Consider the following 26,980-nt stretch of genomic DNA (forward strand, 5'->3'; position numbering starts at 1 on the left):
GGTGCAATCTCAGTGCGGGGCGTCGGCCAGATCGAGGCGTCGCTCGATCCGTTCGATGCGAAGCTCGACCCTGTCGATCTGTCGGTGGACGCCGGCCAGGTTTTCTTCGACCGCGGCCATCCGGCCCTTCAATTCACGGACATCATCGCTGAGGCGATCGACCTTCTCGTCGATCCGCCGCAAGTACACGAGCATCAGGTTGTCAGGCTGGCTCGTCATCGGCCTACTCGGCGGCCATCGGCACAGGCTCGCTGTGCGGGTTGGCGGTGTAGCGGTCGATGCGCTTCTCGATCTCGGGGCGGAAGTGCCGGATCAGGCCCTGGATCGGCCAGGCCGCCGCGTCGCCGAGCGCGCAGATCGTGTGCCCCTCGATCTGCTTGGTGACCTCGAACAGCATGTCGATCTCGCGCTTCTGGGCGCGGCCCTCGGTCATGCGCTGCATCACCCGCCACATCCAGCCTGTGCCCTCGCGGCAGGGCGTGCACTGGCCGCAGGACTCGTGCTTGTAGAAGTACGAGATCCGGGTGATCGCCGCGACGATGTCGGTGGACTTGTCGAGCACGATCACCGCCGCGGTGCCGAGGCCGGAGCCCAGGTTGCGCAGGGTGTCGAAGTCCATCTTGGCGTCGACGATCTGCTCGGCCGGCACCAGCGGCACCGAGGAGCCGCCCGGGATCGAGCACAGGAGGTTGTCCCAGCCGCCGCGCATGCCGCCGCAATGGCGGTCGATGAGCTCGCGGAAGGTGATGCCCAGCTCCTCCTCGACGTTGCACGGCTTGTTGACGTGGCCGGAGACGCAGAAGAGCTTGGTGCCGGTGTTGTTCTTGCCGCCGAGCCCCGCGAACCAAGCGCCGCCCCGGCGCAGGATCGTGCCGGCGACCGCGATCGACTCGACGTTGTTCACCGTCGTGGGGCAGCCGTAGAGGCCCATATTGGCCGGGAAGGGCGGCTTCAGCCGCGGCATCCCCTTCTTGCCCTCGAGGCTCTCGATGAGCGCCGTCTCCTCGCCGCAGATATAGGCGCCGGCGCCGTGGTGGACGTAGATGTCGAACGGGTAGTCGTGGACGTTCGACTGGCCGACGAGGCGGGCCGCGTAGGCCTCGTCCACGGCCTTCTGGAGGGCGTGCTTCTCGGCGACGTACTCGCCGCGGATGTAGATGTAGCAGGCATGCGCGTTCATCGCGAAGCAGGCCAGCATGCAGCCCTCGATCAGGAGATGCGGGTCGTGCCGCATGATCTCCCGGTCCTTGCAGGTGCCCGGCTCCGACTCGTCGGCGTTGACCACGAGGTAGTGCGGGCGCCCGTCGGACTTCTTGGGCATGAACGACCATTTGAGGCCGGTGGGGAAGCCCGCGCCGCCGCGGCCGCGCAGGCCGGAGGCTTTCATCTCCTCGATGATCCAGTCGCGGCCCTGCTCCAGCAGGAACTTGGTCCCGTCCCACGCGCCGCGCTTCTTGGCGGCCTCCAGCCCCGGCGAGTGCAGGCCGTAGAGGTTGGTGAAGATGCGATCCTGATCCGACAGCATGTCAGGTCCTCACTGAGCCGGCGCCGACAGGGCCTTGGCCTGCCCCACCCAGTTCTCCCGGTCGATGCGACCCGGGAACGCGAGGTAGGTGCCGACCCAGGCGATCTCGTCGCGGGACCAGGCGGCGATCTGGTCGAAATGGTAGATGCCGAGCCCGTTCAGGCGCTGGCTGTTGCCCGGGCCGATGCCCTTGATGCGCGTCAGCTCGTCCGGCTTGCCGGCGCGGGCGGCCTCCAGCCCCGGCGGTCGCTTGCCCACGGCGTCGGCCTTCTGCTCGGGGCTCGCGTCCTTCGGCAGGGCCGCGAGCGCGCCGGCGATGCGCGCCTCCTCGGTCTCGGCCGCCACCTCGCCCTCGCTGGCGCCGGAGGCCTCCGGTTGCTGCGGGACGGCGTCGCGGTTCGGCACCGCCTGGTGGCCCTGCTCGCCGGCGGCGGGCTCGCCCTCGGCGACGCGCTTGGCCGGCGTGTCGAGCACGTCCGCGTCGCCCGGCCGGGCGGCGCCGTGCTTGGCGGTGGAGCGGCCGCGCTCGGCCGCGTCGGCACGATCCTCGGGCTTCACCGGGCTCTCGCCGTTGGCGGCGCGCTGGGCCGGGGCGTCGCTCACGGGACGCTCGACCGGGCGGCCGGCGTCGGGCCGGGCCGGCTTCGGGTTCTCGGCGGCCTGCTGCGTGCTGGACGCGGCCTCACCGGTCTGGGCGGCCGGTTCCTCCGCCTTGCCGGCCTCCTCGAAGCGCTTGCGCCACGCGCCGACCCGCGAGCCGTCGAACAGCGTCGGGTCGGTGAGGGTGTTCACGGCGTCCTGGGGCTCGGACGAGACGCGCCCGGTCTGCGAGCCGACCTTCACGGGCCGGCCGGCGGCGAGGTCGTCCATCAGCTGGCCGAGGGACTCGGGCGTCAGGTCCTCGTAGTAGTCCTGGTTGATCTGCACCATCGGCGCGTTGCAGCAAGCGCCCAGGCACTCGACCTCGAGCCACGAGAAGGTGCCGTCGGCGGAGACGTGGCCGGCCGGTCCGAGGCGGGCCTGGAGCATCTCCTTGAGGCCCCGCGCGCCGCAGGAATCGCACGGGACCGTGCCGCAGACCTGGATCCAGAAGCGCCCCACGGGCTCGAGGGCGAACATCGTGTAGAAGGTCGCCACCTCCAGCACGCGGATGTTCGGCATTCCGAGCTCGGCCGCCACCGCCTCGATGGCCGCCCGCGGCAGCCAGCCGCCGTTCTGCTCCTGCGCCCGCCACAGGAGCGAGATCACCGCCGAGGCCTGGCGGCCCTCCGGGTACTTGGCGATCTGGGTCTTGGCCCACTCGGCATTCTCAGGGGAGAACGCGAAGCTCTCGGGCTGCTCCGAGGCCGGGGCGAGTCTGCGGTTTGCCATCGCTTCTGTCTTACCGATCCACTTCGCCGAACACGATGTCGAGCGTGCCGAGCACGCAGGACACGTCGGCTAAGAGGTGCCCGCGGCACATCCAGTCCATCGCCTGCAGGTGCGCGAAGCCCGGCGCGCGGATCTTGCAGCGATACGGCTTGTTGGTCCCGTCGGACACCAGGTACACGCCGAACTCGCCCTTCGGCGCCTCGACCGCGGCGTAGACCTCGCCCTCGGGCACGTGGAAGCCCTCGGTGTAGAGCTTGAAGTGGTGGATGAGCGCCTCCATCGAGCGCTTCATCTCCCGGCGCGGCGGCGGCGCGAACTTGCCGTCGACGGAGGCGATCGGACCCTGGCCGGCGGGCTCGCGCAGCTTGGCGACGCACTGCTTCATGATGCGCACGGATTCGCGCATCTCCTCCATGCGGATCACCTGGCGATCGTAGGTGTCGCCGTTCTTCCCGACGGGGATGTCGAACTCCATCTCCTCGTAGCACTCGTAGGGCTGCGCCTTGCGCAGGTCCCACGGGATGCCCGAGCCGCGCACCATCACGCCCGAGAAGCCCCACTCCATCGCCTCGTCGACCGACACGATGCCGATATCGACGTTGCGCTGCTTGAAGATGCGGTTGGCCATGACGAGGTCGTCGAGGTCCTGGACGACCTGCAGGAACGGGTCGCAGAACGCGTCGATGTCGTCGATGAGCTTCGGCGGCAGGTCCTGGTGGACGCCGCCGGGCCGGAAATAGTTGGCGTGGAGCCGGGCGCCGGAGGCCCGCTCGTAGAAGATCATCAGCTTCTCGCGCTCCTCGAAGCCCCAGAGCGGGGGCGTGAGGGCGCCGACGTCCATCGCCTGCGTGGTGACGTTGAGCAGGTGCGACAGCAGGCGGCCGATCTCGCAGAACAGCACACGGATCAGCTGCGCGCGGCGCGGCACCTCGATCCCGGCGAGCTTCTCGATCGCCAGGCAGAAGGCGTGCTCCTGGTTCATCGGCGACACGTAGTCGAGCCGGTCGAAATAGGGCGTCGCCTGCAGGTAGGTCTTGTACTCGATCAGCTTCTCGGTGCCGCGGTGGAGCAGCCCGATATGCGGGTCGACCCGCTCGACCACCTCGCCGTCGAGTTCCAGCACGAGGCGCAGCACGCCGTGCGCCGCCGGGTGCTGCGGGCCGAAGTTGATCGCGAAGTTGCGGATGTTGTGTTCGGTCACGGACGCTCTCCGCGGCTCAAGCCGACGTCTTCTCGTCGCCGGGGAGCACGTAGTCGGTGCCTTCCCACGGGGACAAGAAGTCGAAGTTCCGGAATTCCTGCGTCAGCTGCACCGGCTCGTAGACGACCCGAGCCTGGTCCTGGTCGTAGCGGACCTCGACGAAGCCGGTGAGCGGGAAGTCCTTGCGCAGGGGGTGCCCCTCGAAGCCGTAATCGGTGAGCAAGCGGCGCAGGTCGGGATGGCCCGAGAACAGGATCCCGTAGAGGTCGTAGGTCTCGCGCTCGTACCAGTTGGCCGCTGGGAAGACCTCGATCACCGAGGGGACCGGCGTTACCTCGTCGGTCTGCACCTTCACCCGGATGCGCAGGTTATGGCGCAGGGAGAGCAGGTGATAGACCACGTCGAAGCGCTTCTCGCGCTGCGGGTAGTCCACGCCGCATATGTCGATGAAGTTGCGGAACGCGCAGGCCGGATCGTCGCGCAGGTACGTGAGCGCGTAGACGATGTCGGAGGCCTGGACCACCAGCGTCAGCTCGCCGAACGCGACGGTGTGGGACACGACCGCCGGCCCGAGGGCGCCGAGGACGCGCTCGGCCAGGGCCGAGACGGCGTCGTCGCCGTAGGCCGGCTGGGTGTGGGGCAGGATCGAGATGCCGTTCGTCATGGCCGCTCCTCAGCGCTCGATCGTGCCGGTCCGGCGGATCTTCTTCTGCAGCAGCAGCACACCGTAGAGCAGCGCCTCGGCGGTGGGCGGGCAGCCGGGCACGTAGATGTCCACGGGCACCACCCGGTCGCAGCCGCGCACCACCGAGTAGGAATAGTGGTAGTAGCCGCCGCCGTTGGCGCAGGAGCCCATGGAGATGACGTAGCGCGGCTCCGGCATCTGGTCGTAGACCTTGCGCAGAGCCGGGGCCATCTTGTTGGTGAGCGTGCCGGCGACGATCATCACGTCGGACTGGCGCGGCGAGCCGCGGGGTGCGAAGCCGAATCGCTCGCAATCGTAGCGCGGCATCGACATCTGCATCATCTCGACCGCGCAGCAGGCGAGACCGAAGGTCATCCACATCAGCGAGCCCGTGCGGGCCCAGTTGATCAGCTCGTCCGTGGTGGTGAGCAGGAAGCCCCGGTCGGCCAGCTCGTCGCTGATCGACAGGAAGGTCGGGTCGTCCGCGCCGATCGGGCGGCCGGTGTTGGGATCGATGATCCCCTTCGGCTGGGGCGCGATCGCGGGGGCGCGGTTGGTGTCGGTGATCAGGGCCATCGGCGACTCAAGAATTCGGTGCGGGCGGCGAGCGGCGGGAGATCAATCCCATTCGAGGGCGCCCTTGCGCCACTCGTAGACGAAACCGACGGTCAGCACGCCCAGGAAGACGATCATCGACCAGAAGCCGAACCATCCCAGGTCCCCGAAGGTGATCGCCCAGGGGAAGAGGAACGCGACCTCGAGATCGAAGATGATGAACAGGATGGCGACGAGATAGAAGCGCACGTCGAACTTCATGCGGGCGTCGTCGAACGCGTTGAAGCCGCACTCGTAGGCCGAGAGCTTCTCCGGATCGGGGCTCTTGAAGGCCACCAGGAACGGCACGACCAGGAGCGCCGTGGCGATGAACAGCGCCACGCCGATGAACACGATGAGCGGCAGGTAATCCGCCAACAATCCGGTCATGCCAGGGCCTCGCGAGACGAGTGAAACCGCGGTGCGACGCCGACCCGGATCCGCCCGTGGAATTGTTCTTATGCCAGGATGCGCGCGGCCGGAGGCTTAGTCGAGCCGCCGGCCCGTGACAATGGCTTGTCGCGTCGCACAAAGCGCGCTGTCAGCCATCCTGTCGGTCGTCCTGTCGGTCATGTCCGAGATGGGCTTGCGCGGCGCCGGCGCAACACGACGGAAGCGCGCAGGCCCGAGTCGGGGGGCTGGTATGCCTGCGGCGGCGGTCGCGGATCGAGGCGGATGCGAATCCGTGCGGGACGCGCTTGACAGGGCACCGGGCGCCCCATAAACCCCGCCCCGTCGCCGGGCGAAACGCCCCTTCGAAGCGACCACGCCGTGCGGGCGTAGCTCAGTTGGTTAGAGTGCCGGCCTGTCACGCCGGAGGTCGCGGGTTCGAGCCCCGTCGCCCGCGCCACGTCCCCCCGATATCACCATCAGAATTCGTCTCGCGGTGCACCGTGCCGACGCGCAGTCGCGCGTGCCCGAGCGGGACGGGTGATGGCTCGACCGTGCGGTCAGGCCACCTTCGACGATTCAGGGGCAGGACTCGGCGGAGCGACCGCGCCCGGCCGCGTCCCGCGCAGGCTGAGGGCGATTCCCGTCAGGATCAGGCCTCCCCCGGCCAGGATGTCGGCGCTCAGCGGTTCGCCCAGGACGAGATGCGTGCTCAGGATGCCGGCCACCGGCACCAGCAGGGCGAAGGGGGTCACGGCAGCCGCCGGGTAGCGGGTCAGGAGCCCGTTCCAGAGGCCGAAGGCGAGGAGCGTCGTCGGGTAGGCCTGGAACGCGACCGATCCGATCGCCCCCCAGCTCGGATGCGCCAGCGCCGTGAGCGCCCCGGGCCCCTCGACGATCAGCGACAGGATCAGCAGGGGCGGCGTGGTGGCGAGGCTGCTCCAGACCATCAGCGCCAGCCGGTCGACCCGGCCGATCCGCTTCGCGACGACGTTCGCGCTGGCCCAGGACAGGGCCGCGCCGACGACGAGGATCAGCGGGCCGAGCGGGGCGCCTCCGCCCCGCCCGAGCGCCACCGCAGCGACGCCGAGGAGCGCGATGCTGCCGCCCAGGATCTGTCGTCGGCGCGGGCGCTCCCCCTGCAGCGCCCAGGCGAGCGCTACGGTGAACGGGACCTGGACCTGGATCAGGAGCGACGACAGCCCGGCCGGCATGCCGAGGCGGATCGCCGTCATGAGCAGCCCGAACTGGCCGACCCCGAGGGCGAGGCCGAACCCCGCCACCAGGGCGACGGGGGCCCGGGGCGGCCGGATCACCAGCGCCGCCGGCAGCGCCGCGAAGCCGAAGCGCAGGGCGCACAGCATCAGCGGCGGCACCGTCTCCAGGCCGACCTTGATGGCCACGAAGGCCAGCCCGAGGATCGTGACCACCAGGATTGCGGCGAGCCCGTCGCGCAGCGTCATGCGCGCACCCTACGCCGCACGCCGCCGCGTCACCAAGGCCGCACGGCCGCCCGGGCATGGCGTCGCTCGTCGCGCCGGCCGACCAGCAGGTGGATCGCGTCGCCCGTGCCGGGCACGCAGGCATCGGCCACGTCCTGCCGTGTCAGGCCGATATCCTTCAGTTCCCGGTCCGACAGGGTCGACAGGCGCTGGAGCACGCGACGGTTCATCGCCGCCCGCGACAGGCCCGCGCGCACCTCGGCGGCGACCGTCAGCACGGGCCCGGCCATCCGGGCGAGCCATCCGCCGCGCGATCTGATCCGGGATCCGATCCGGGTTTCCAGAGCGGCGGTCTCTGTCAGGCACTGGGTCATGGATCCCCTCCTCCATCGTTCCGGGGCGTCGCGATCCTGGCGGGCGGGGGCTGGCGGCGACAGGAACACTTCGGTACGGTTCGGAAGAATTGTTCGGACGAAAGAGCAGTACGGATGGCGGTCGCAGTCAGAAGCCCGGGGACGCGCGTCGAGGCCGTGGTCGGCGAGATCCGCGAGCGGATCGCGGCGCGGCGGCTGGTCCCGGGCGTGCGGATCCCCTCGGTCCGGGCCTTCGCGGAGACGATGGGCGTCTCGAAATCCACCGTCGTGGAGGCCTACGAGCGACTCGCCGCCGAGGGCGCCGTGGTGCCGCGGCCGGGCTCGGGCTTCTACGTCGCCGGCAAGACCCGGCCGCTCTCGCTCCAGGCGATGGGGCCGCGGCTCGACCGGATCGTCGACCCGCTCTGGATCACCCGTCAGGCGCAGCAGGCCGGCTCCGACCAGCTGAAGCCCGGGGCCGGCTGGCTGCCCGATTCCTGGATGCCCCACGAGGCGATCCGCCGGGGCCTGCGCCGGGTGGCCCGGGCCGACCTCGCCGAGATGACCAATTATGACCGGCCCCTGGGCTACGAGCCCCTGCGCCACCAGATCGCCCGCAAGGTCGGCGAGAAGGGCGTCGGCGCCGAGCCCGACCAGATCGTGCTGGTCGAATCGGCCACGCAGGCGCTGGACCTCGTCTGCCGGTTCCTGCTCCAGCCCGGCGACACCGTGCTGGTCGACGATCCCTGCTACTTCAACTTCCTGGCGCTGCTGCGCGCGCAGCGCGTCGCGGTGGTCGGCGTGCCGATCACGCCGGAGGGGCCGGACCTGCAGGCGCTCGCGACCCTGCTGGAGCAGCACCGGCCGCGCTTCTACCTGACCAACGCCGCCCTCCAGAACCCGACCGGGGCGAGCCTCGCGCCGACCGTGGTGCACCGGCTCCTCAAGCTGTGCGAGGCGCACGACACGCTCATCGTCGAGGACGAGATCTTCGGTGACCTCGAGCCCGAGGCCGCCCCGCGGCTCGCGGGCTTCGACGGGCTGGAGCGCGTGATCCAGATCGGCAGCTTCTCCAAGACCCTGTCGGCGGCCGCGCGCTGCGGCTGGATCGCGCTCCGGGCCGACTGGGTCGAGCCGCTGGTCGATCTCAAGCTCGCCCTCAGCCTCGGCAACGGCCACATCACGGCCGCGCTGGTGCACGCGCTGATCACCGAGGGCGCCTACCGGCGGCACCTCGCCGAGACCCGCCGCCGGCTCGCCGGCGCGATGGTGCAGGCCTCCGCGGAGCTGCGCGCCTGCGGCCTCGAGACCTGGGCGCAGCCCCGGGGCGGCTTCTTCCTGTGGATGCGGCTGCCCGACGGGCGCGACGGGGCCGACGTCGCCCGCCGGGCGCTGGCCCGCGGCATGGTGCTGGCGCCCGGGACCTCGTTCAGCCTGTCGGATGCGTGGAACGGCTACATGCGCTTCAACGTGGCCCACTGCGCCGACCCGCGGATCCGGCCGATCCTCCGGGAGGCGCTGGGCTGAGGGGCCCGGTCAGGCCGGCAGCCGCAGCTCCGCCCGCAGGCCGCCGAGATCCGACCGCCCGAGGCTCAGGCCGCCGCCGTACAGCTCGGCGAGCTCCAGGGTGATCGGCAGCCCGAAGCCGTGGCCCGGCACGCCCTCGTCGAGGCGCCGGCCCCGGGCCATGACGGCGGAGGCCGCCGCCGGGTCGAGGCCGGGTCCGTCATCCTCCACGACTACGGCCACCGCGCCGTCGCGCGCCGCCGCCGAGACCCGCACGCGGCCGCGGCACCAGCGGCAGGCATTGTCCACGAGGTTGCCGAGCATCTCGTCGAGATCCTGGCCCTCGCAGGAGACCGACAGGGTCTCCGGGACGTCGAGGTCGATCGCCGCGCCCTTCTCGGCGTGGATCCGCGTCAGCGCCGCGCGCAGGTCCGACAGGCGGGGCGCCAGGGCGGTGCGGCCCCGGGCCGAGCCCGCCAGGGCCGCGGCCCGGGCGCGCCGGAGGTGATGGCGCACCCGCCGGTCCATGTCGTCCACCTGCCGGCGCAGGGCGCCGTCCGGGTCGCGGGCCGGCTCCGCGAGGGCCATCGACAGGGTGGCGAGCGGCGTCTTGAGGGCGTGGGCGAGGTTGGCGACGTGGCCGCGGGCGCGTTCCAGGTTCTGCGCGTTCTGGTCGAGGAGCGCGTTGAGTTCCGCCACCATCGGCGCGATCTCGGCCGGCTGGTCCGCCGGCACGCGCTCGTGCCGCCCCGCCCGGACCGACGCGAGGTCCGCGCGCAGGCGCGTCAGCGGCGCGAGGCCCAGGCGCACCTGGAAGGCCAGGCCCGCGAGCAGGCACAGGCCGAGGATGCCGAGCGCCAGGGCGAGGCTCGTCAGCGCCTCGCGCAGCGGCCCGCGCAGCTCCCCCTCCGGCGCCGCCACCACGATCGTCGCCGGCTCGGGCCCGGGCACGGCCAGCACGCGGGCGACGAGGGGCTCGCCGCGCGGCCCCGTGCCCGAGGCCGGGTGCGGCCGGCCCGGATCGTCGTCCGGTCCGGGATCGGACAGGCGGATGTCCCCGCCCCGCAGGGAGCCGGATCGGATCGTCTCGGCGCCGCGGCGCACCTCCCAGGCCCAGCCGGGGCCGGGCCGGTCGAAGGGCGGCGCGTCGAGCCCCTGCGGGAGGATCCCGGCCTCGAGCCCGGCCCGCAGGGCGACGATCTGCGCGTCGAGCCGGCCGTCGAGCTGCCCGCGCACGAAGCGGTGCAGGATCACCCCGATGGCGAGGCCCGCCACCACCAGGGCCGCCAGCACCAGCACCAGGGCCGACGCGAGCAGCCGTGTGCGGAGCGAGCGGCGCCGCGCCGTCGCCGCCATCAGGCGGGCTCCGCGTGCAGGCGGTAGCCGTGGCCGCGCACGCTCTCGATCCGCGCCGGCGCGATCTTCCGGCGCAGGCGCGTGATGATCACCTCGACGGAGTTCGAATCGACGTCGGCGTCGCCCTCGTAGACCCGCTCGATCAGGTGCGGGCGCGGCACCACGGTCTCGCGGTTCAGCATCAGGCAGGACAGGACCCGCCATTCCAGGCCGGTGAGCTTGAGCGGCAGGCCCTCGTGCTCGAAGGCGCCGAGACCCGGATCGAAGCTGAGGGGACCGCAGGTGATCCGGCTCGCGCCCCCGCCCTGGGACCGGCGCACGAGGGCGCGGAGGCGGATCACCAGCTCCTCCACGCGCACCGGCTTCACGAGATAGTCGTCCGCCCCCGCCTTGAAGGCCGCGACCTTGTCGCTCCAGCCGTCCCGGGCGGTGAGCACCAGCACCGGCAGGGTCCGGCCGGCCCCGCGCCAGGCCCGCAGCACCGAGACGCCGTCGCCCTTCGGCAGGCCGAGATCGAGCACGACGGCGTCGTAGCCCTCGGTCTCGCCGAGATGCTGGGCGTCCTCGCCGGTGGCGGCGTGGTCGAGCACGAAGTTCTCGGCGCGCAGGACCTTGGCGACCTCCGCCGCGAGGGCGGCGTCGTCCTCCACCAGCAGGATCTTCACCGGTCTCACCTCCCCGTCTGGACCGCGGCGGCCGGCCGGTTTCGCCCGCTGCCGCCGGCACTTAGGGCCGTGGTCTTACGTCGGCTCCCGGGACGGCCGCCCGGGCGCCGACCTGTCGGCCCGCATCAACGCCCGCTGCCAAGCCTCTGAACCCGCACGGGTTCCACACGGAGCGCTCTAGGGCGGCGCGTTTAACCGGGCCTGAACCGCGCGGTTCAGACCGGATTGCCGGCGCCTCCCTAGGAAGGGGCATCGGATCGAGCCGATCCGGACCCTCCAGAGGATGAGATCATGAGCGACGACAAGACCATCGACGGGACCGCGCGGGAAGTCCGCGAGACTGAGGCCGCCAAGCCGGCGTCGCGGGCGGTGCCGCGGCGGACCTGGGTGGTGGGCGCGGTGGCGCTGCCGCTGGCCCTGGGCGCCGTCGGCCTGTCCCTGGCGCAGGGAACGCCGTTCCAGCCGACGCCGGTCGCGCCGGTGGCGATCCAGGCCCTGGCCCCCTCCGGCGCGACCGCCATCAAGGGTGAGGTCGCGGAGATCTTCGGCAACAAGTTCGTGGTGCAGGACGGGACCGGGCGGGCCCTCGTGGAGACGGGCCGCGAGGGCGAGGGCGGCGGCCTCGTCGCCAAGGGCGAGACCGTGACGGTGCAGGGTCGCTTCGAGACCGGCTTCCTGCGCGCCCGGGTCCTGACCCACGGGGACGGGCGCACGCTGCTGCTCGGGCCGGCCGGCGGCCCTCCGACCGGCAGCCTGGACTGGGCCAAGGACCGGCTCGGTCTCGGGCCGAAGCCCGACATGGCCGCCCTGACCGCCTCGGTCCAGGCGGCGGGCTACGGCGACGTGCGGGTCACGGGTCGCGGGCCGCGCCACGTCGAGGTGGCCGCGAAGGACCGGGACGGCCGCGAGCACCAGCTCCATGTCGGCTTCGACGGCCAGGTGCGGGAGCGCCCCGCGCCGGGGTTGCCGCCGCTCTGAGCCGGGCCCGGGCGGGTCCGCGTGCAACCCTTCCGCGCCTGCCGCGTCCTCCTGTCTCTCGCCGGACAGGAGGTGCGCGCCGTGGAGCCGATGAAGCCGATGGAACCCATGAAGCCCATGGAGCCCATGGAGCCCATGAAACCGATGAAGGGCGCGGAGCCCTGGTGGCCGAAGGATCTCGGCGAGCCCGCGACCAGCGGCGCGCAGAACGGGATGAGGTACGCGTTCTTCCCGGACAAGCGCCGCCTCCTCGTCGACCGCGACGGGCAGGTCTCGACCTACGACAGCGGCGACCACCGGATCGGCGGCGTCGCGCAGGCGGACGGGGCGGCCAAGACCCTGACCTTCACCGGCCAGGACGGCGAGGTCGACCTGGGCTCCCTGAAGAAGCTCGACTGAGCCCGGCGTGGACAGGCCGGGACGGCGCGCTTAAGCCCGGCCCGACCATGCGAGCCGTCCCGCCAGACCCCGCGATGCCATGCGCGCGCTGATCGACCTCGTCCGCGCCATGCGGTCGGCCGACCGGCGCCGGCTCGCCCTGATCGCCCTCGGCCTCGCGGCGGCGGCGCTGCTCGAGGTGGTGGGCGTCGCCTCGGTGATCCCGTTCCTGACGCTGGTCGGGGACCCGTCGGCGGCGACCCGGATCCCCTACCTGGCCCAGGCCCGGAGCGCCCTCGGACTGACCGACGAGCGCGGCTTCCTGCTGGTGACCGGCGGGGCCGCGCTCGCGGCGATCCTCGTCACCGCGCTGGTGAATGCCGGGCTGACCTACGCGCAGCTCCGGTTCACGCACCTGGCCGGCTACAGCCTCAGCCGGCGGCTGCTGTTCCGCTACCTCGACCGGGAGCGGCTGTTCTTCGCGAAGGCCAACAGCGCCGAGCTCGCCAAGAACGTGCTGTCCGAGACCGACCGGCTGGTGATCGGCGCGCTGACCCCCGCCACGGTGCTCGCCTCGCGGGCGAGCTCGGCGCTCGCGGTGATCGTCTTCCTGCTGGCCTACGCGCCGCAGCTCGCGCTGATCCTGGGGGGCGGCTTCGGCGGCCTCTATGTCGGGATCTACCTCGTGATGCGCGCCCGGCTGGCGCGGCTGGGCGGCCGCACCGTCGCCGACAACGAGGCCCGCTTCCGGATCGTGCAGGAGACCTTCGGGGCGCTCACCGAGCTGAAGCTCTACGGGCGCGCGGAGGCGTTCGCGTCGCGGTTCGACGCCCCGGCCCGGGCCTACGCCCTCGCCACCGCGGCGAGCCAGCTCACCGGCCAGATGCCGCGCTTCGTCATCGAGGCCCTGGCCTTCGGCGGGGTGATCGTGGTGGTGCTGTTCGCGCTCGCCCAGGGGCTCGACGTCGCCGGCATCCTGCCGCTGCTCGGCCTGTTCGCCTTCGCGGGCTACCGCATGCTGCCGGCCTTCCAGAACATCTTCACCTCGGTGGCGCTGATGCGCTTCACCCTGCCGGCGGTGCGGGTGATCGTCGACGAGCTCGCCGACGAGCGCGAGCCCCGGCCCCGCACCGCGGAGCGTCTGCCCTTCGCGCGGGCGATCCGGCTCGAGGGCCTCGGCTTCGACTACGGCACCGGCCGTCCGGCTCTCGCGGGGATCGACCTGACGATCCCGGTCAACGCCACGATCGGCCTTGCCGGGCGCACCGGCTCGGGCAAGTCGACGCTGGCAGGCCTGATCCTCGGCGTCCTGAGCCCGACTGCCGGGCGGATCACCGTGGACGGTCGGCCCCTCGATGCCGGCACCCTGCCCGCCTGGCAGAACCGGATCGGCTACGTCCCGCAGGAGGTGTTCCTGGTGGACGGGACCGTGGCGGAGAACATCGCGCTCGGCCTCGACGCGCCGGACCTCGCCGCCGTCGAGCGGGCGGCGCGGCTCGCCGGCGCCCACGACTTCGTCGCCGCCCTGCCGCACGGCTACGCCGAGCGGGTCGGCGAGCGCGGGGCGCGGCTGTCCGGCGGCCAGCGCCAGCGCGTCGGCATCGCCCGGGCCCTCTACCACGACCCGGACGTCATCGTCTTCGACGAAGCGACCTCGGCCCTCGACGACGAGACGCAGGCGGCCGTGATGCGGGCGCTGCGCGCCCTCTCGGGCCGGCGGACGCTGATCCTGATCGCCCACCGCCTCTCGACCCTGGAGGGCGCCGACGCGGTCCACGTCCTGGAGGCCGGCCGGATCGTCGCTTCCGGGCCGCCCGAGGCGGTCCTGCCCGGGCTCGGAACGGCGGCCTGAGCAACCGCGCGCCGGGGCCTTGCGTCCGGCCCCGCCTCCGTTACCTCGGCTCACCGAGGCAGACCGGGAGAGCACCGTGACCACGCGCATCGAGCTGACCGCACCGGACGGCACCACCGCGACGCTCGCGACTGACGGGGCCGAGCCGGTCTCGTGGCGGGTCGGCGGGACCGAGTATCTCTGGAGCGGCGATCCCGAGCACTGGAACCGCCACGCGCCCTGGCTCTTCCCGGTGGTCGGCGCCTCGGCGGGCGGGCACGTGACGGTCGGGTCCAAGCGCTACCCGATGGCCCAGCACGGCTTCGCCCGGGACCTGCCCTTCGCGGTGGTCGACCGGAGCGCCGACGCGGTGACCCTGCGCCTGACCGACGGGCCCGAGACGCGGGCGCACTACCCGTTCGCGTTCCGGCTCGACATCGCCGCGCGGGTCCGCCCGGCGGGGCTCGACCTCGACGTGACCGTCGCCAATCCCGGCGCCGCCCCCCTGCCCTACGCCCTCGGCTTCCACCCGGCCTTCCCATGGCCCTTCGCGGGCGGCACCCGCGCCCGCGACGGCGGCTACGCGGTCGCCTTCGAGGAGGCGGAGCGGCCCTTCGCCCCCCAGGTCGGCCCGGGCGGCCTGCTGCTGCGCGACGAGCAGCCGATCCCCCTCGCCGGGGACACGTTGCCCCTCGATCCGGCGCTCTTCACCGAGGCCTTCGTGTTCCGGAACGCCCGCAGCCGCTGGATGCGCTTCACCGGCCCCGGACGATCGATCCGCATGGAGATGGCGGATTTCCCCCACCTGGCGGTCTGGACCAAGCCGACCGCACCCTTCCTGTCGCTGGAGTGCTGGACCGGCTACGCCGACTGGTCGGACTTCGCGGGCGACCTCGCCGCGCGCGATTCGCAGCGCCTGCTCGCCCCGGGCGACGCGGCGCGCCACGGCGTCCGCCTGACGCTGGAGACCTAGCCCTTGCGGATCTGGGTGGCGCGGCCCGAGCCGGGAGCGACGCGGACCGGGGCGGCCCTGGCCGAACTCGGCCATGCGCCGCTGGTGGCGCCGGTCCTGGCCGTGCGGCCGACCGCGGCGGCCCCGCCCATGGGACCCTTCGCCGCGCTGCTGCTGACCAGCGCCAACGCGGTTCCGGCGATCCGCGACGCGCCGGCCCTGCGCGGCCTCCCGGTCTTCGCCGTCGGCGCTCGGACGGCCGCCCTGGCCCGCGCGGCCGGTCTCGGCCCCGTCCGGGAGGGCCCCGGCGACGCCGCGGGCCTCGCCGGCTTGGTGGCGGCGACGCTGCCGCCCGGCCAGCCGCTCCTCCACGCGACGGGAGCTGAGCGCAAGCCGGAACCGGCGGCGACGCTCACGGCCGCCGGATTCCGGGTCACGGCCTTCGTGGCGTACCGGGCCGAACCGCTGGACCGCCTGCCGCCGGCGGTCGGCCGTGAACTCGCCGAGAACCGCCTCGAGGCAGCCCTTCACTATTCCCGGCGCAGCGCCGCCGTCGCCCTTGCCCTCGCGGATGGATCGGAGCACGGCGGAGCTTTCCGCCGGCTGAGGCATTACTGCCTATCGCCGGATGTTGCGGCACCCCTGGAAGCGGCCGGTGTTCCGGTCCATTTCGTCGCGGCACGCCCGCGCGAAGCGGACCTGCTCGACGCCCTGGCAGGGCGACCGGGCTAACCGCGCGGTGACAGGGAGGCCGGGCCGCCGTATCTCGCCCTCGCGCCCGGCGCCGCCGCGGTGCTAGGGGGGCGCGGCGACGCCGAAGAGTTGGAGGACTTGCCCGTGACGCCACCACCCAGCGACGCCGACAAGCCCGGCCCCGGCGGCCGGAAGCCGGACGCCGCGCCCGGCAAGCCCGGGCAGTCTAGCCCGCCCGGTGGCGCGTCCCGACCGGCCGCGACGTCGGCGTCCACAGCCTCCACGTCGGCCTCGACGTCCGCTTCCACGTCGGCCTCGATGTCGGCCTCCACCTCTTCCACCGCCGCCGGCGGCGTGCGGGGGCCGCAGGGATCCGCGTCCGGAACGCCGCCCAGGCCGGCGACCGACCCGGTCGTGACCGCCAAGCCCGGCACGACCGATCCGAAGGCCGACGCCGGCAAGCCGGTCTCCGGGACCGACGGCCTGAAGCCGTCGACCGGCCCGGCCGCCCAGTCGGCCGGTGCGAAGCCCGATCCCGTGACGGCGGGTGCCGCGTCGTCGGCCTCCGACGGCAGGACCGGGGCGTCCGCCTCGTCGTCGACGACGGCCTCCACCGCCGCGTCCGGGATGTCCGGCGCGAAGATCGATCCGAAGGCCGCGCAGCCCGGAACCGGAACGCAGGGCGGTCCCCGTCCGGGCGGACCCGCACCCGGCGCCGCGGGCCCGGCGGCGGCCAGCGCGGTGACGGCCGGCCCGATCATCGACCTGAAGGCTAAGCGGATCCCGGATCCGGCGACAGCCGGCAAGGAGCCGGGCAAGGACGCTTCCAGGGATACTTCCAAGGACGCCTCCAGGGACGGCAAGGAGCCGCCGAAGGGCCCGATCCCCGCGGTGGCCGCCGTCGATCCCAGCAGGAGCGCCGCCGCGCCCGCCGGCCGGGCCCGGGCCGGGTTCGGCTCGCTCGCGGCCGCGGGGCTGCTCGGCGGCGTGATCGGCGCCGGCCTGCTGTTCGGCGCCGAGAAGGCCGGGATCGGTCCCGACCCGCGCCTGAGCGCCCTGGACCAGAGGCTCTCCGGCCAGCTCGCGTCCCTCGACAAGCGTCTCGACGGGCTGGCCCCGCGCGACGCCGTGACGGCGCTCGACAAGCGCGTCGCCGCCGCCGAGGCGAGCGCCAAGCAGGCCCTGGACAAGTCCGGTGCGGCGCCCGCGTCCACCGCCGACGGGCAAGCGGCCGGTCAGGCCTCCGGTCAGGCCCCCGCGGTGCCGCCGGATCTCGTCGCCCGCCTCGACAGCCTCGACCAGCGCGTCGCGGCCCTGCAGGAGGAGCCGGGTCAGGAGCCCGGTCGCGACCAGCCGGCCGATTCGAAGCTCGGCGTGGTCCAGGACAACGCGAAGCAGATCGCCGACCTCGAGACCCGCCTGAAGGCGGTGGAGGATGGCGGCGCCAACAAGGGCGCGGCCGAGGAGGCCGCCCGGAAGGTCGCGGCGCTGCAGAGCGAGGTGGAGCAGAAGACCAAGGCGAACGCCGAGGCCGACGCGGCCCTGGGGCAGCGCCTCGACGCGCTGCAGCAGGCCGTCGACGCGCGGGTGAAGGCCGCGACCGAGGCGGTCCAGGCGGCGACCCAGGCGAGCCGCACCGCCGCCGAGGCCGGACAGGCCCAGGCCGCGGAGGCCGCGAAGGCGGTTGACCGGCGGCTGCAGGAGCAGGCCGACCAGATCGCCGCCCTGGACAAGAGCGTCGCGCAGCGCGCCGAGGCCAGCACCGTCCAGGCGGCGCTCCGGGTCGTCGTCGCCGACCGCGTGGCGGCCGCCCTGGAATCCGGGACGAGCTACGCCGAGCCGCTCGCGACCCTGCGCAAGCTCGATCCGGGGACCGACGCGCAGGCCAAGGCCCTGGCGCCCTTCGCCGACGGCGGTGCTCCCTCGGCGGGGGATCTTGCCGACACGTTCCGGCCGATCGCCGAGCGGATCGCGGCCAAGCGGCAGGCGCAGCGGGCCAAGAGCGCGGCCGAGACCGGCGATTTCCGCACCAAGCTCCTCAGCATGGCCGACGGTCTCGTGCAGATCCGCAAGGCCGACGCACCCGCTCCCGAGGCCGCGGACGATCCGGAGAGCAAGGTCCAGGCGGCCCTCGACCGCGGCGACCTGCCGGCGGCCTCGGCGGCCTTCGCGGCGCTCCCGGCCGAGGCCCGGGAGCAGGCCGGGGATTTCGGCGCCAAGCTCAAGGCCCGGGCCGAGGCCGAGCAGGCCGTGCGCGCGCTGCTCGACGGCGCCTTCAAGGCCCTGCCGGTCGGCGCCGCCCAGCCGGCCCAGGCCGCCCCCGGGCGCTAGGCCGGTGAGGGCCCCGATCCGCGCGCTGCGCGGCCGCACCATCTCCGAGCGGGCGCGCAGGCGCCCCGCTCCTCCCGCACCCCGCGACGGCCGCCAGCCGGCCGCCGACAGGAGATACTGACCCCATGTGGCGCGCCCTCGCCTTCCTGGCCCTGCTCGCACTCGCCGCCTTCGGGGCGGTCTGGATCGCCGACAGGCCCGGCACCGTCACCGTCGTCTGGAACGGCTACCAGATCGGCACCAGCCTCGCGGTCGCCCTCGTCGGCGTGATCGCGGCGGCGATCGTCCTGGGCGTCCTCTGGGCGATCGTGCGCGGTGTCATCGGCCTGCCCGAGGCCCTGGTCCGCGGCTCGGCCGAGCGGCGCCGGGCCAAGGGCCTCTCGGCCCTCTCCCGCGGCATGGTGGCGGTGGGCTCGGGCGATCCCCTGGCGGCCCGCCGCTTCGCGGGCGACGCCGAGCGGCTCCTCGGCACCGAGCCGCTGACCCTGCTGCTGAAGGCGCAGGCGGCGCAGATCTCCGGCGACCGGGACGCGGCCGAGAGCGCCTTCCAGCGCATGGTCGACGATCCCGAGACCCGGGTCCTGGGCCTGCGCGGCCTGTTCGTTGAGGCCCGGCGCCGCGAGGACGAGACGGCCGCCCGCGCCTACGCCACCGAGGCCGCCCGCCTCGCCCCGAGCGTGACCTGGGCCAACGAGGCCCTTCTGGAGGCGCAGAGCGCCGACGGCGACTGGGCAGCCGCCCTGGAGACGATCGAGCGCCGCTCGTCCCTCGGACTGATCGACAAGGCCGCGGCCCGACGCCAGCGGGCGGTGCTCCTCACCGCCATCGCCGGCGAGCGCGAGGCCGGCGAGCCGGAAATCGCCACGGAGCGGGCCCTGCAGGCGGTCAAGCTCGCCCCCGACCTCGTGCCGGCGGCCTGCATCGCCGGCCGCCTCCTCGCCCGTCGCGGCGACGTCAAGAAGGCTGCCCGGATCGTCGAGGCGGCCTGGAAGGCCAATCCCCATCCCGACCTCGCGAAGGTCTATCTGGGCCTGCGTCCCGGCGATTCGGTCCGCGACCGCCTCGCCCGCGCCGAAGTCCTGGCGAAGCTGTCGGTCTGGGACCCCGAATCCCGCCTCGCCCTGGGCCAGGCCGCCCTCGACGCGCGGGACTACAAGCGGGCCCGCGAGGCCGTGAAGCCCCTGCTCTCCGACCGTCCGACCGCCCGGGCCTGCCTGATGATGGCGGCCATCGAGGAGGCCGAGCACGGGGCCGCTTCCGGTCAGGCCCGCGAGTGGCTGGCCCGGGCCGCCCGCGCCCCGCGCGACCGCGTGTGGATCGCCGACGGCATCGCCACCGATACCTGGGCGCCGGTCTCGCCGGTGACCGGGCGCCTCGACGCCTTCGCGTGGCGCGAGCCCCCGAACACGCTCGGTGCCGCGCCCGCGGTGGAGCCGGAGGCGGACGCCGCCGGCCCGGCCCTCGTGCCGGCGGCCCCGAACGCCGCGGCGCCGGGCGCCAGACCGCTCGCCTCATCGGTCCCCGTGTCGCCTTCGACCGTGTCCCCCGCCGCCGCGACTGCTCCGGTCCCGTCGCCGACACCCGCGTCGACCTCCGCGTCGGCCCAGGCCGCGTCCTCGGCCTCGGTCGCGTCCGCGGCGTCGACCTCCACCGGCCCGATCCCGACCGTCCTTCCGGCGAAGGCGAGCGCCTCGAAGGCGGCCGGTGCCGACCCGGTCTCGGCCGGGATGGCGTCCGCGGCGTTGCCGCCTTCCGGCTCGGGTGAGCGGCCGGTTCGTCGGATCGGGTGACCGGTTTCACGGCGCGCCGGCCGTCCGAGCGCGAGATGACAGGAGCGCCGCGGGGTCACGGACACGCCGGGGCGTTCGACTATTGCAAGTTGAATGAGCCGGCGCGCCATGTAGCTTGTCGTGAGCTGCCGACCGAGGATCCGATCATCCCCCAGCCCGCTCACAGCCCGCGCGCGCCGTCGATCCGGTCGGATCGGAGGGGCGTCCCGCGTCGCCGGGTGCGCCCGTGACCGTCCTTGAGGAGGACGGCGAGCCGCGCCGGCAGGTCGGGGCCCTGCCGTTCTGGCACGGGCGGGACGGCAAGACCAAGATCCTGCTGGTGACCTCCCGGGAGAGCCGCCGCTGGGTCATCCCCAAGGGATGGCCGATGAAGGGTCGCAAGCCGTTCGAGGCGGCCGCGCGGGAGGCCTACGAGGAGGCCGGCCTGCGCGGTGCGGTCGGCAAGCGGCCGATTGGGCTGTACCTCTACCAGAAGCGTCTGAGGAACCTCGACACCGTCCTGTGCCAGGTGAAGGTGTTTCCGCTGGAGGTGCGCAAGCAGCTCAAGCATTTCCCGGAGGCGCGCCAGCGGGAACTCCGATGGTTCACCCCGTCGGACGCCGCCGAGGCCGTGTCCGAGCCCGGGCTCGCCGCCCTGATCCGGGCCGCATCGCGCACCTAAAACGGCGCGGAAGCGCAACACGGCGTTGCCAACCCGGCGGCGATCCGTTATGGCCCCACTCGGCCGGACGGAGACGCCCTCGCGGGAGCGCCCCGGTCACCTGCTGCGGTAGCTCAGTGGTAGAGCACTTCATTGGTAATGAAGAGGTCGAGAGTTCAATCCTCTCTCGCAGCACCAGAAACCTTCCCGATCTCGCAAACAGTCCGGACGATGCTAACGGTTCCCTAGCGGAACCCGTCGCAGACTGAGGATCGCGTCGGCTGCCCGGCCGACACCATCCGCTGAAGGGGACGCGCGGACGTGAACTCGACAGCCCTGTTCACCATGCTGGGCCTCGTCATCGGATGGGCGGTCCTGGCCGGGGCGGCCCTGATCACCGGGCGGGTCGCCACCTTCGCGTTCCTGATCCTGACGCTGATCGCCCTCTACCTCTACGTGCCGTGGGTGCGGCTGCGGGCGAGCGGGATCGACGGGTCCAGCCGGCCGGTCCGGTTCTGGACCAACGTCGCCATGCTGGCCGTCAGCCTCGCCGCCTGCCTCGCCTTCGGGATCATGCTCGCCCGGCGCACCGGGCTCCTGTAGGCGCCCGTAGAGCGGCGCGTTCCGCGGCCGCGCCGCGCGCGCCCGGCGATCCCGAGAGAGCTGTCCCCTGTCCGACCACCGAGCGCCCTCACGCGGCGCATCGCGGGCAGAGAAAGGGGCCGCTGATCCGGTCATTCGCGGCGCCCCCTTAACATGGGTGAGGCGCCCTTAACTTACATTGTGTAATTCTGGCCGGTTAGGCGCGGCCCTGATCGTGGATTTTCACGACAATACCCTGGGGCGGCGCGGGAAAATGCGTTCGGTCAAATATTGATCGTTATAAAATTCGCGAAAGATCGAACCGTGGTCCCGAGGCGGGGTTGGACAGGGTGCGAGGCGCGATGCTCCCACGGAGTACCGGGCCGACGGCCGATCGTGCGGTGGGCTTGAGCACGCCGTGCCTCTCGCGAGGGACAGACATCATGTACTATCACGACAAGCGGCTTCAGTACCCGGTCAAGGTCGACAGCCCCGACCCGATCTACGCCCGCATGCTCCAGCAGGCGATTGGCGGCATCGAGGGCGAGATCCGGGTCGCCTTCCAGTACTTCTTCCAGGCCTGGGGGAACCGCGCCCCGACGACCAAGTACCGCGACATGCTGCTCAATACGGCCACCGAGGAGATCGGCCATATCGAGATGCTCGCGACTGCGGTGGCGCTGAACCTCGAGAACGCCCCTACCAAGGTCCAAGAGGCCGGGGCGGCCGACGCGATCGTCGGTGCCGTGATGGGCGGCGAGAACCCGCGCCACATCGCCGAGGGCATGCTGCACAAGACGCTGCTGTCGACCGGCATGGCCGCCTTCCCGGGTAATTCCGACGGCCAGTCCTTCGACATGAGCCACATCTACGCTAGCGGCAACATCGCGGCCGACATGTACTGCAACGTCGCCGCCGAGAGCACCGGGCGCGTCCTGGCGGTGCGGCTCTACAACGCCACCAACGATGCGGGCATGCGCGACATGTGGAGCTTCCTCATCGCCCGGGACACGATGCACCAGCAGCAATGGCTGGCGGTGATCGAGGAACTCGGCGGCCACGCCGGAACGCTGCCGATCCCGAACTCCTTCCCGCAGGAGAAGGAGAACCAGAAGTTCAACTACAACTTCTTCTCGACGTCGGCGGACGGTTCGCCGCCGCCGGCCGGGCGCTGGACCCAGGGCCCGTCGCTCGACGGCAAGGGCGAGTTCAGCGTCGTCCAGAACCAGCCGATGGGCGAGGAGCCGGTGCTCGGCCCGGCGCGGCCCGACAGCGGTGCCGAGAGCCAGCAGATCGGCTGATCCGCCGGCCGGGACGGCTCACCCGAGGTCGCGGCGCTCCGGTGCGCCGCGACCCGCGCGCGGACGGGAACAGGTGGCTCGCAGGACGGTGACACGCGGCACACTCGTCGACGGTCGTGTCTGCCTCGCCCGGACCGACTCGGAGCGCGCCCCGCTGGTCCGGCGACTGGCGCGGATCGAGGGTCAGGTCCGGGGCCTGCGGGCGATGGTCGAGGCCGACCGGCACTGCCTCGACGAGGTCCAGCAGATCCGGGCCGCCACCGCGGCATTGCGCGAGGTCGGCCTCCTGATCATCGACCAGCACGTCGCCGCGGGGCTTCGCCTCGCGGCGCGCGATCCGGACCGGGAGGCGGTCATGGCGGACCTCCTCCGGGTTCTGCGGGCGGCCATGGCGGAGGCCGGATAGGCCCGGGCGCCGGCCCGCGCGCCCGGCGCCCACGCTCAGTGCTTGGTCAGCGTCTCGACGACGGTGCCCGGCCCGATGCGCGCCGAGAAACGGGCCAGCCGGCTGCGGCTGGGCTCCTCGAGACCGCCGGCATGCGCGAAGGTCGTCAGGGCGATGCCGACGAGGAACCGGGCCTCCTCGACGGTCACGGCCCGGCCGCTCAGGGTGCTGGCCGCGCCCCGAACGGCGAGGACGGCCTCCTGGAAGGCGGGATCGTCCTCGAGATCCGAGAGCCGGGTCATGGGCACGATCCCGCGGTCGAGGGCGTCCTGCGGCCGCCCCGCTCGGGGCGGGCATTCGCAGCAGCGAGATCTTCGCGTGCGCTGCCGCAGATACGGCCGTGCGGCGAACAGTTTTCCGGTGCGTATGACCTCATCGAACTCCCTCTTTCCGTCGACATCTCTGTCGCGATTGTCGCGGATGCCAGCATATATTGATCCGAAGATGTGCCCATCCGCTGATCTATGTTGCGGCGGATGCGGCGTATTCAGCGATTAATGGCGCCACGCGATTTTTCGTACCCTTCAGGTGATCGGCTATCATGCTCGAACTCTCGCTCGACGCTGATACAATCGACGCGCAGGGCCCCCGGCTCCCCGACAGCGTGCAGTATCACCTCGGCCATCTGCTCGCGGCGACCTACGCGCAGGACAACGTCGAGCCGACCATCGCGGATCGCTTCGCCGAACTGCTGAGGCTGCTCGACGGCGCCTTCGGCCGGGCGCAGGACGGGCGCGAGAAGGCGTTCCAGGCCTCGCTCCTCGCCCTGGTGCCGAACCTGCAGCGCTTCGCCCGCTCACTGCTGCGCAGCCATGTCGGTGCCGACGACCTCCTGCAGAACACGCTCCTCCGGGCCTGGCGCTCGCGCGCGAGCTTCGCGCCGGGCACGAACCTTGAAGCGTGGCTGTTCACCATCATGCGCAATCAGTTCTACAACGAGCACCGCAAGCGTGGGCGCGAGGTGCAGGACGAGGACGGCGCGCAGGCGGAGCGGATGGTCTCGCTGCCCGAGCAGGGCGGCCATCTCGACCTGAGCGACGTCCAGGCCGCCCTCGACCGCCTGACGCCGCCGATGCGGCAGGCGCTGGTGCTCGTGGCGATCGAGAACCTCACTTACGAGGAGACCGCCGCCGTCATGCAGTGCCGCATCGGCACGGTGAAGAGCCGGGTCTGGCGGGCTCGGACGCAGCTCGCCGAGATGCTGGGTTACACCGGCCTCGAGGTCGGCAGCGACGACATCATGCTGGCCGCCGCGGGACCGAAGGGCCGGAAATCCACCGCTGTCTCGTGACGGCGACCGGCGGACGGGGTCGCTAGGGACCCGCCTCTGCGCGTAGGGTCGATCCCCGATCCCGGGCTCGAGGAGCCGCTGTTCCCCATGTCGCCGCTCCCCATGCTGCCGCGCGCCGTGATCGCCGCTGCCGTCGTGTTCGGCCTCGCCCTTTCGTCGGCGGCGGTGGCGGCGCGGACCGCACCGGGACCCGCAGCGCGTGCCTGGCTCTCCGACCTCGTCACGCGGATCGATGCCGCGGACCGCGCCGGGACGCGGCCGGGACCGGGCCGTGGCCGCGGAACCGTGGTCGTCCACGTGCAGATCGCCGCGGACGGTGCGGTTCAGGGCGCGGAGATCGAGGAGAGCTCGGGCTCGGCGAAGCTCGATCAACGGGCGCTCCGCGCCGTGCAGGGGATCAGTCCGGCGCCCGCGCCGCCCGCCGCACTCCTGGGTGTGGACGGGATCGTCGATCTCAGCATCCCGGTCGCGCTCGGCCACTGAGCCCGCGCCGAGTATGCGTCTGCCGGCCGGACCCCAATCCCGGCGGCGTCGCCGGACCGGTCAGCGGCTCGGGCCGGTATCGGTGCTGATATAGGCCCCGACGAGATAGCCGGCCTGGAGAGCGGTGAGGTAGGCGAAGAGCAGCAGCACCTTCTCGGCGTCGAACTGGGCCCAGACGAAGATCGAGAGGGCCAGCCACCCGAGGGTGACCAGCATCGAGCTGGCCATCAGAACCGATGCCCGATACCGCCAGCCCTCCCATATGCCCACCGCGAAAAGCAGGGCCGCAACCAGCAACGGGCCGTCTCCTTCCGCGCGAACAGATAAAGTTTTACGCGCTAAACCTCTGGTATTTCGAAGATTTTCGACCGCGCGCCCGACATTCGGGGGGGAGTTTTAATTTTGCATTAACTCGGCCCGCCCGCTGGGGCCGTCCGTCATAGGACGACCCGGTCACGGTCCAAGTCCAGCAACGTCTCCACTCCGCGCCGGCCGCTCGGCGGGCCGGAGATGCAGAATGCGAGCCAGGAAGACGGCGGCGCCGACCGGCAGTTTCACCGGCGATCCATCATTGACAAGATCGATAATAGAAATCGATTGCATCTGTTTGGATCATGTTGCTCTGCAGCGTAGATATCCCCTCGAAGCCGGGCACGCCCCGGACAACGAGAGGACTTCAGATCATGACCGTTCGCACCATCGTTCTCGCCGCCCTCGCTGCCGTTCCGATGATCGGGGCCGCTCGCGCCGACGAGAGCATCGCGCTGACCCCGCCGCTCTATCGCGAGCAGGCCCGTCCCACGGCCGCCGTGCGGCCGGCCTCCGAGCTGGCCACGACGCCGCGTCTCGTCCCGGCGAGCCCGGCCTCGCGCCGGGTCGTCGCCACCGCGGTCCCGGCCCGCTGAGGCGGGGCGTGTCCGCGATCCGGCGTCACCGGGTCATCCGGTGGCGCCGGCCGCAAAGCCGGGCCGGTACGAAGCGTCAGCCTAGCCGTCAGGCCGGGCAGGGTTTTCCCCCCGGCAGAACCACCTCGCTCTGCCCGTTGTAGATCTCGCCGCCGCGCACCGGCCAGATCTTCTTGTACCGGAAGGTCCACCGCGTCAGGTTCGAGAGGACCGGGAAGATCGGGTGGTAGGTCATCGTGACTTCCGACACGACGAAGCGGTCGCCGTTCCGGGTCATCCCGGCGGGCGGTGCGCCGAGCGAGGAGCCCGCCGTGCGGGCCTGTCCGTTGGACTCGGCGCTCGAGCAGACCTTGGTCGCCGCCGAGCTGCCGTCGCTGTAGGTGCCCGCCGCCGTGAGCACGATGCTCGCCCGGCTCACGTCGTAGGGGTTGGAGATCGCGCTCGTCGCGGCGAAGACCGGCTTGAGGTCGGCGTAGCTGCCGCGCGAGATCAGGTCCGCCATCGTGGCCGCCGCGTTGTCGAGCCGCTTCCCGATCATGTAGGCGCGGGGCAGCTCGATCGACCCCATCAGGATCAGCAGCAGGATCGGGGCGATCACGCTGAACTCGATCGCGCTCACGCCCTCCCGGTCGCCGATCAGGCGGATCAGGTGGGCGCGCAGGCGACCGCTCAGCACGGCTTGGGCTCGTAATCCTCGGCCCGGAAGATCTCGGTCGTGACCAGCAGCTGAGTCTTGTCGGCCATGATCCGGCCGGTGAAATCCAGCATCTGGAACAGCCGCATCACCGGCACGGCGACCCGGACCGTGACGGTGTCGCCGCCCTGCGGGCACTCGAAGCGCTGGCCGAAGCCCGGCGTCCAGGTCTTCGTGGTCTTGTCGAACGGCTCCGCCGGCTGCGAGGTCGAGAACGAGGGCGTCCGGGAGACGTCGAGGCGCAGGTCGGCGCAGGGGAACAGCGCCGAGGGGCCGGTGCAGACGATCCTGCGGAGGCGCTCGCTCGGATCGCTGCCGTCGGAGCCGTCCTGGAAGGTGCCGGTTCGCAGCTGCCGGACGCTCCGGTCGACCGCGATGTCCAGCGTCTGCTGCTCGATGGCGATGACGCCGGATTCCGCCACGACGCCCAGGAGGGCCAGGAACGGCGCGGCCAGGAGCGCGAACTCCACCGCGGAGGCGCCGGTCCGGTGGCCGGCGAACCGTCGGACGCGTCCGGCCGTGCCGGCGCGGCCCTCGGTCCCGCCCGGACGGCGGACGGTCGCGACGCGCCGAAAGATGCCCATCATGCCAAACGAAC

At 72.4% G+C, this 26,980-nt stretch carries 30 protein-coding genes and 2 tRNA genes; 17 read left to right on the forward strand and 15 right to left on the reverse strand.

What is annotated here, in order from left to right:
* Positions 1 to 9 precede the first annotated feature (9 nt).
* The 7 genes from BLW78_RS13935 to BLW78_RS13965 are packed head-to-tail and all read right to left on the reverse strand — an operon-like array spanning position 10 to position 5,766.
* On the reverse strand, positions 10 to 219 hold the full coding sequence (locus BLW78_RS13935) for a hypothetical protein (protein WP_091680294.1): 210 nt from the start codon (positions 217 to 219) through the stop codon (positions 10 to 12).
* A 4-nt stretch (positions 220 to 223) separates the two neighbouring features.
* Positions 224 to 1,525: an NADH-quinone oxidoreductase subunit NuoF gene (gene nuoF / locus BLW78_RS13940; protein ID WP_012319032.1), complete on the reverse strand. Its 1,302-nt coding sequence runs from the start codon at positions 1,523 to 1,525 to the stop codon at positions 224 to 226.
* 9 nt (positions 1,526 to 1,534) lie between these two features.
* Positions 1,535 to 2,896, reverse strand: a complete 1,362-nt coding sequence (gene nuoE / locus BLW78_RS13945; RefSeq protein WP_091680296.1) for an NADH-quinone oxidoreductase subunit NuoE — start codon at positions 2,894 to 2,896, stop codon at positions 1,535 to 1,537.
* A 10-nt stretch (positions 2,897 to 2,906) separates the two neighbouring features.
* Positions 2,907 to 4,097 carry an NADH-quinone oxidoreductase subunit D gene (locus tag BLW78_RS13950; RefSeq protein WP_020092237.1) on the reverse strand — a complete coding sequence of 397 codons (1,191 nt, stop codon included), beginning with the start codon at positions 4,095 to 4,097 and terminating at the stop codon, positions 2,907 to 2,909.
* A 16-nt stretch (positions 4,098 to 4,113) separates the two neighbouring features.
* Complete coding sequence (locus tag BLW78_RS13955; protein WP_056532537.1) at positions 4,114 to 4,761, reverse strand: NADH-quinone oxidoreductase subunit C; 648 nt, start codon at positions 4,759 to 4,761, stop codon at positions 4,114 to 4,116.
* A gap of 9 nt (positions 4,762 to 4,770) precedes the next feature.
* Complete coding sequence (locus BLW78_RS13960; RefSeq protein ID WP_010686017.1) at positions 4,771 to 5,358, reverse strand: NuoB/complex I 20 kDa subunit family protein; 588 nt, start codon at positions 5,356 to 5,358, stop codon at positions 4,771 to 4,773.
* A 42-nt stretch (positions 5,359 to 5,400) separates the two neighbouring features.
* Positions 5,401 to 5,766 carry an NADH-quinone oxidoreductase subunit A gene (locus BLW78_RS13965; protein ID WP_007560754.1) on the reverse strand — a complete coding sequence of 122 codons (366 nt, stop codon included), beginning with the start codon at positions 5,764 to 5,766 and terminating at the stop codon, positions 5,401 to 5,403.
* 383 nt (positions 5,767 to 6,149) lie between these two features.
* On the opposite strand from BLW78_RS13965, the gene BLW78_RS13970 reads away from it, so the two are divergent.
* Positions 6,150 to 6,226: transfer RNA gene (locus tag BLW78_RS13970), tRNA-Asp, on the forward strand.
* 100 nt (positions 6,227 to 6,326) lie between these two features.
* On the opposite strand, the gene BLW78_RS13975 is transcribed toward BLW78_RS13970, so the two are convergent.
* Positions 6,327 to 7,229 (reverse strand): EamA family transporter, encoded by a 903-nt coding sequence (locus tag BLW78_RS13975; protein WP_091680297.1) that lies wholly within the window; start codon positions 7,227 to 7,229, stop codon positions 6,327 to 6,329.
* Between the two features lie 29 nt (positions 7,230 to 7,258).
* The gene (locus BLW78_RS13980; protein ID WP_056532530.1) at positions 7,259 to 7,582 is read right to left on the reverse strand and encodes a DUF1127 domain-containing protein; all 324 of its coding nucleotides are present in this window, start codon (positions 7,580 to 7,582) and stop codon (positions 7,259 to 7,261) included.
* A gap of 114 nt (positions 7,583 to 7,696) precedes the next feature.
* Here BLW78_RS13980 and BLW78_RS13985 point away from each other — a divergent pair, with 114 nt between their 5' ends.
* Complete coding sequence (locus BLW78_RS13985) at positions 7,697 to 9,088, forward strand: aminotransferase-like domain-containing protein (RefSeq protein WP_091680299.1); 1,392 nt, start codon at positions 7,697 to 7,699, stop codon at positions 9,086 to 9,088.
* 9 nt (positions 9,089 to 9,097) lie between these two features.
* On the opposite strand, the gene BLW78_RS13990 is transcribed toward BLW78_RS13985, so the two are convergent.
* Together BLW78_RS13990 and BLW78_RS13995 are read right to left on the reverse strand one after the other, a co-directional pair.
* Positions 9,098 to 10,423 carry a sensor histidine kinase gene (locus BLW78_RS13990; RefSeq protein ID WP_091680301.1) on the reverse strand — a complete coding sequence of 442 codons (1,326 nt, stop codon included), beginning with the start codon at positions 10,421 to 10,423 and terminating at the stop codon, positions 9,098 to 9,100.
* Entirely contained in the window at positions 10,423 to 11,088 is a 666-nt protein-coding gene (locus BLW78_RS13995; RefSeq protein ID WP_020092230.1) for a response regulator transcription factor, read from the reverse strand. The genes BLW78_RS13990 and BLW78_RS13995 overlap by 1 nt, the downstream gene beginning before the upstream one ends.
* 291 nt (positions 11,089 to 11,379) lie before the next feature.
* Between BLW78_RS13995 and BLW78_RS14000 the strand changes: the two genes are divergently transcribed.
* The 12 genes from BLW78_RS14000 (at position 11,380) to BLW78_RS14055 (ending at position 22,970) form a co-directional block, all read left to right on the forward strand.
* On the forward strand, positions 11,380 to 12,066 hold the full coding sequence (locus BLW78_RS14000) for a DNA-binding protein (RefSeq protein ID WP_091680303.1): 687 nt from the start codon (positions 11,380 to 11,382) through the stop codon (positions 12,064 to 12,066).
* Positions 12,067 to 12,087: 21 nt separating this feature from the next.
* Positions 12,088 to 12,465 carry a hypothetical protein gene (locus tag BLW78_RS14005; RefSeq protein WP_244526940.1) on the forward strand — a complete coding sequence of 126 codons (378 nt, stop codon included), beginning with the start codon at positions 12,088 to 12,090 and terminating at the stop codon, positions 12,463 to 12,465.
* A 79-nt stretch (positions 12,466 to 12,544) separates the two neighbouring features.
* A complete protein-coding gene (locus tag BLW78_RS14010) occupies positions 12,545 to 14,296 on the forward strand; it encodes an ABC transporter ATP-binding protein (protein WP_091680305.1) in 1,752 nt (583 codons plus the stop codon).
* A gap of 76 nt (positions 14,297 to 14,372) precedes the next feature.
* Positions 14,373 to 15,248: an aldose 1-epimerase family protein gene (locus BLW78_RS14015; protein ID WP_091680307.1), complete on the forward strand. Its 876-nt coding sequence runs from the start codon at positions 14,373 to 14,375 to the stop codon at positions 15,246 to 15,248.
* A gap of 3 nt (positions 15,249 to 15,251) precedes the next feature.
* Positions 15,252 to 15,959 carry a uroporphyrinogen-III synthase gene (locus BLW78_RS14020; protein ID WP_091680310.1) on the forward strand — a complete coding sequence of 236 codons (708 nt, stop codon included), beginning with the start codon at positions 15,252 to 15,254 and terminating at the stop codon, positions 15,957 to 15,959.
* A 375-nt stretch (positions 15,960 to 16,334) separates the two neighbouring features.
* The gene (locus tag BLW78_RS14025) at positions 16,335 to 18,251 is read left to right on the forward strand and encodes a COG4223 family protein (protein WP_244526941.1); all 1,917 of its coding nucleotides are present in this window, start codon (positions 16,335 to 16,337) and stop codon (positions 18,249 to 18,251) included.
* A 125-nt stretch (positions 18,252 to 18,376) separates the two neighbouring features.
* Positions 18,377 to 20,041 (forward strand): heme biosynthesis protein HemY, encoded by a 1,665-nt coding sequence (locus BLW78_RS14030; RefSeq protein ID WP_091680313.1) that lies wholly within the window; start codon positions 18,377 to 18,379, stop codon positions 20,039 to 20,041.
* A 226-nt stretch (positions 20,042 to 20,267) separates the two neighbouring features.
* Positions 20,268 to 20,702: an NUDIX hydrolase gene (locus BLW78_RS14035; RefSeq protein ID WP_091680314.1), complete on the forward strand. Its 435-nt coding sequence runs from the start codon at positions 20,268 to 20,270 to the stop codon at positions 20,700 to 20,702.
* Positions 20,703 to 20,804: 102 nt separating this feature from the next.
* Positions 20,805 to 20,879, forward strand: a tRNA-Thr gene (locus tag BLW78_RS14040).
* Positions 20,880 to 21,002: 123 nt separating this feature from the next.
* Positions 21,003 to 21,284, forward strand: coding sequence for a hypothetical protein (locus BLW78_RS14045; RefSeq protein ID WP_020092220.1), 282 nt, complete (start codon positions 21,003 to 21,005; stop codon positions 21,282 to 21,284).
* 422 nt (positions 21,285 to 21,706) lie between these two features.
* On the forward strand, positions 21,707 to 22,564 hold the full coding sequence (locus BLW78_RS14050) for a manganese catalase family protein (protein ID WP_020092219.1): 858 nt from the start codon (positions 21,707 to 21,709) through the stop codon (positions 22,562 to 22,564).
* Between the two features lie 154 nt (positions 22,565 to 22,718).
* On the forward strand, positions 22,719 to 22,970 hold the full coding sequence (locus BLW78_RS14055) for a metal-sensitive transcriptional regulator (RefSeq protein WP_244526945.1): 252 nt from the start codon (positions 22,719 to 22,721) through the stop codon (positions 22,968 to 22,970).
* 35 nt (positions 22,971 to 23,005) lie between these two features.
* On the opposite strand, the gene BLW78_RS14060 is transcribed toward BLW78_RS14055, so the two are convergent.
* Positions 23,006 to 23,251, reverse strand: a complete 246-nt coding sequence (locus BLW78_RS14060) for a hypothetical protein (protein WP_020092217.1) — start codon at positions 23,249 to 23,251, stop codon at positions 23,006 to 23,008.
* 299 nt (positions 23,252 to 23,550) lie between these two features.
* Between BLW78_RS14060 and BLW78_RS14065 the strand changes: the two genes are divergently transcribed.
* On the forward strand, positions 23,551 to 24,300 hold the full coding sequence (locus tag BLW78_RS14065) for a sigma-70 family RNA polymerase sigma factor (protein WP_091680318.1): 750 nt from the start codon (positions 23,551 to 23,553) through the stop codon (positions 24,298 to 24,300).
* Positions 24,301 to 24,387: 87 nt separating this feature from the next.
* Positions 24,388 to 24,783 (forward strand): energy transducer TonB, encoded by a 396-nt coding sequence (locus BLW78_RS14070; RefSeq protein WP_091680319.1) that lies wholly within the window; start codon positions 24,388 to 24,390, stop codon positions 24,781 to 24,783.
* Between the two features lie 60 nt (positions 24,784 to 24,843).
* On the opposite strand, the gene BLW78_RS14075 is transcribed toward BLW78_RS14070, so the two are convergent.
* Positions 24,844 to 25,011 carry a hypothetical protein gene (locus BLW78_RS14075; protein WP_020092214.1) on the reverse strand — a complete coding sequence of 56 codons (168 nt, stop codon included), beginning with the start codon at positions 25,009 to 25,011 and terminating at the stop codon, positions 24,844 to 24,846.
* A 455-nt stretch (positions 25,012 to 25,466) separates the two neighbouring features.
* Here BLW78_RS14075 and BLW78_RS14080 point away from each other — a divergent pair, with 455 nt between their 5' ends.
* Positions 25,467 to 25,688, forward strand: a complete 222-nt coding sequence (locus BLW78_RS14080; protein ID WP_020092213.1) for a hypothetical protein — start codon at positions 25,467 to 25,469, stop codon at positions 25,686 to 25,688.
* A gap of 88 nt (positions 25,689 to 25,776) precedes the next feature.
* Here the strand turns inward: BLW78_RS14080 and BLW78_RS14085 are convergent, their stop codons facing one another.
* Positions 25,777 to 26,364, reverse strand: a complete 588-nt coding sequence (locus BLW78_RS14085) for a TadE/TadG family type IV pilus assembly protein (RefSeq protein WP_020092212.1) — start codon at positions 26,362 to 26,364, stop codon at positions 25,777 to 25,779.
* The gene (locus tag BLW78_RS14090; protein WP_091680321.1) at positions 26,358 to 26,969 is read right to left on the reverse strand and encodes a TadE/TadG family type IV pilus assembly protein; all 612 of its coding nucleotides are present in this window, start codon (positions 26,967 to 26,969) and stop codon (positions 26,358 to 26,360) included. Before BLW78_RS14090 ends, BLW78_RS14085 begins: the two co-directional genes overlap by 7 nt.
* Between the last annotated feature and the right edge of the window lie 11 nt (positions 26,970 to 26,980).

This window comes from Methylobacterium sp. 275MFSha3.1 (assembly GCF_900108435.1).
Classification (GTDB): domain Bacteria; phylum Pseudomonadota; class Alphaproteobacteria; order Rhizobiales; family Beijerinckiaceae; genus Methylobacterium.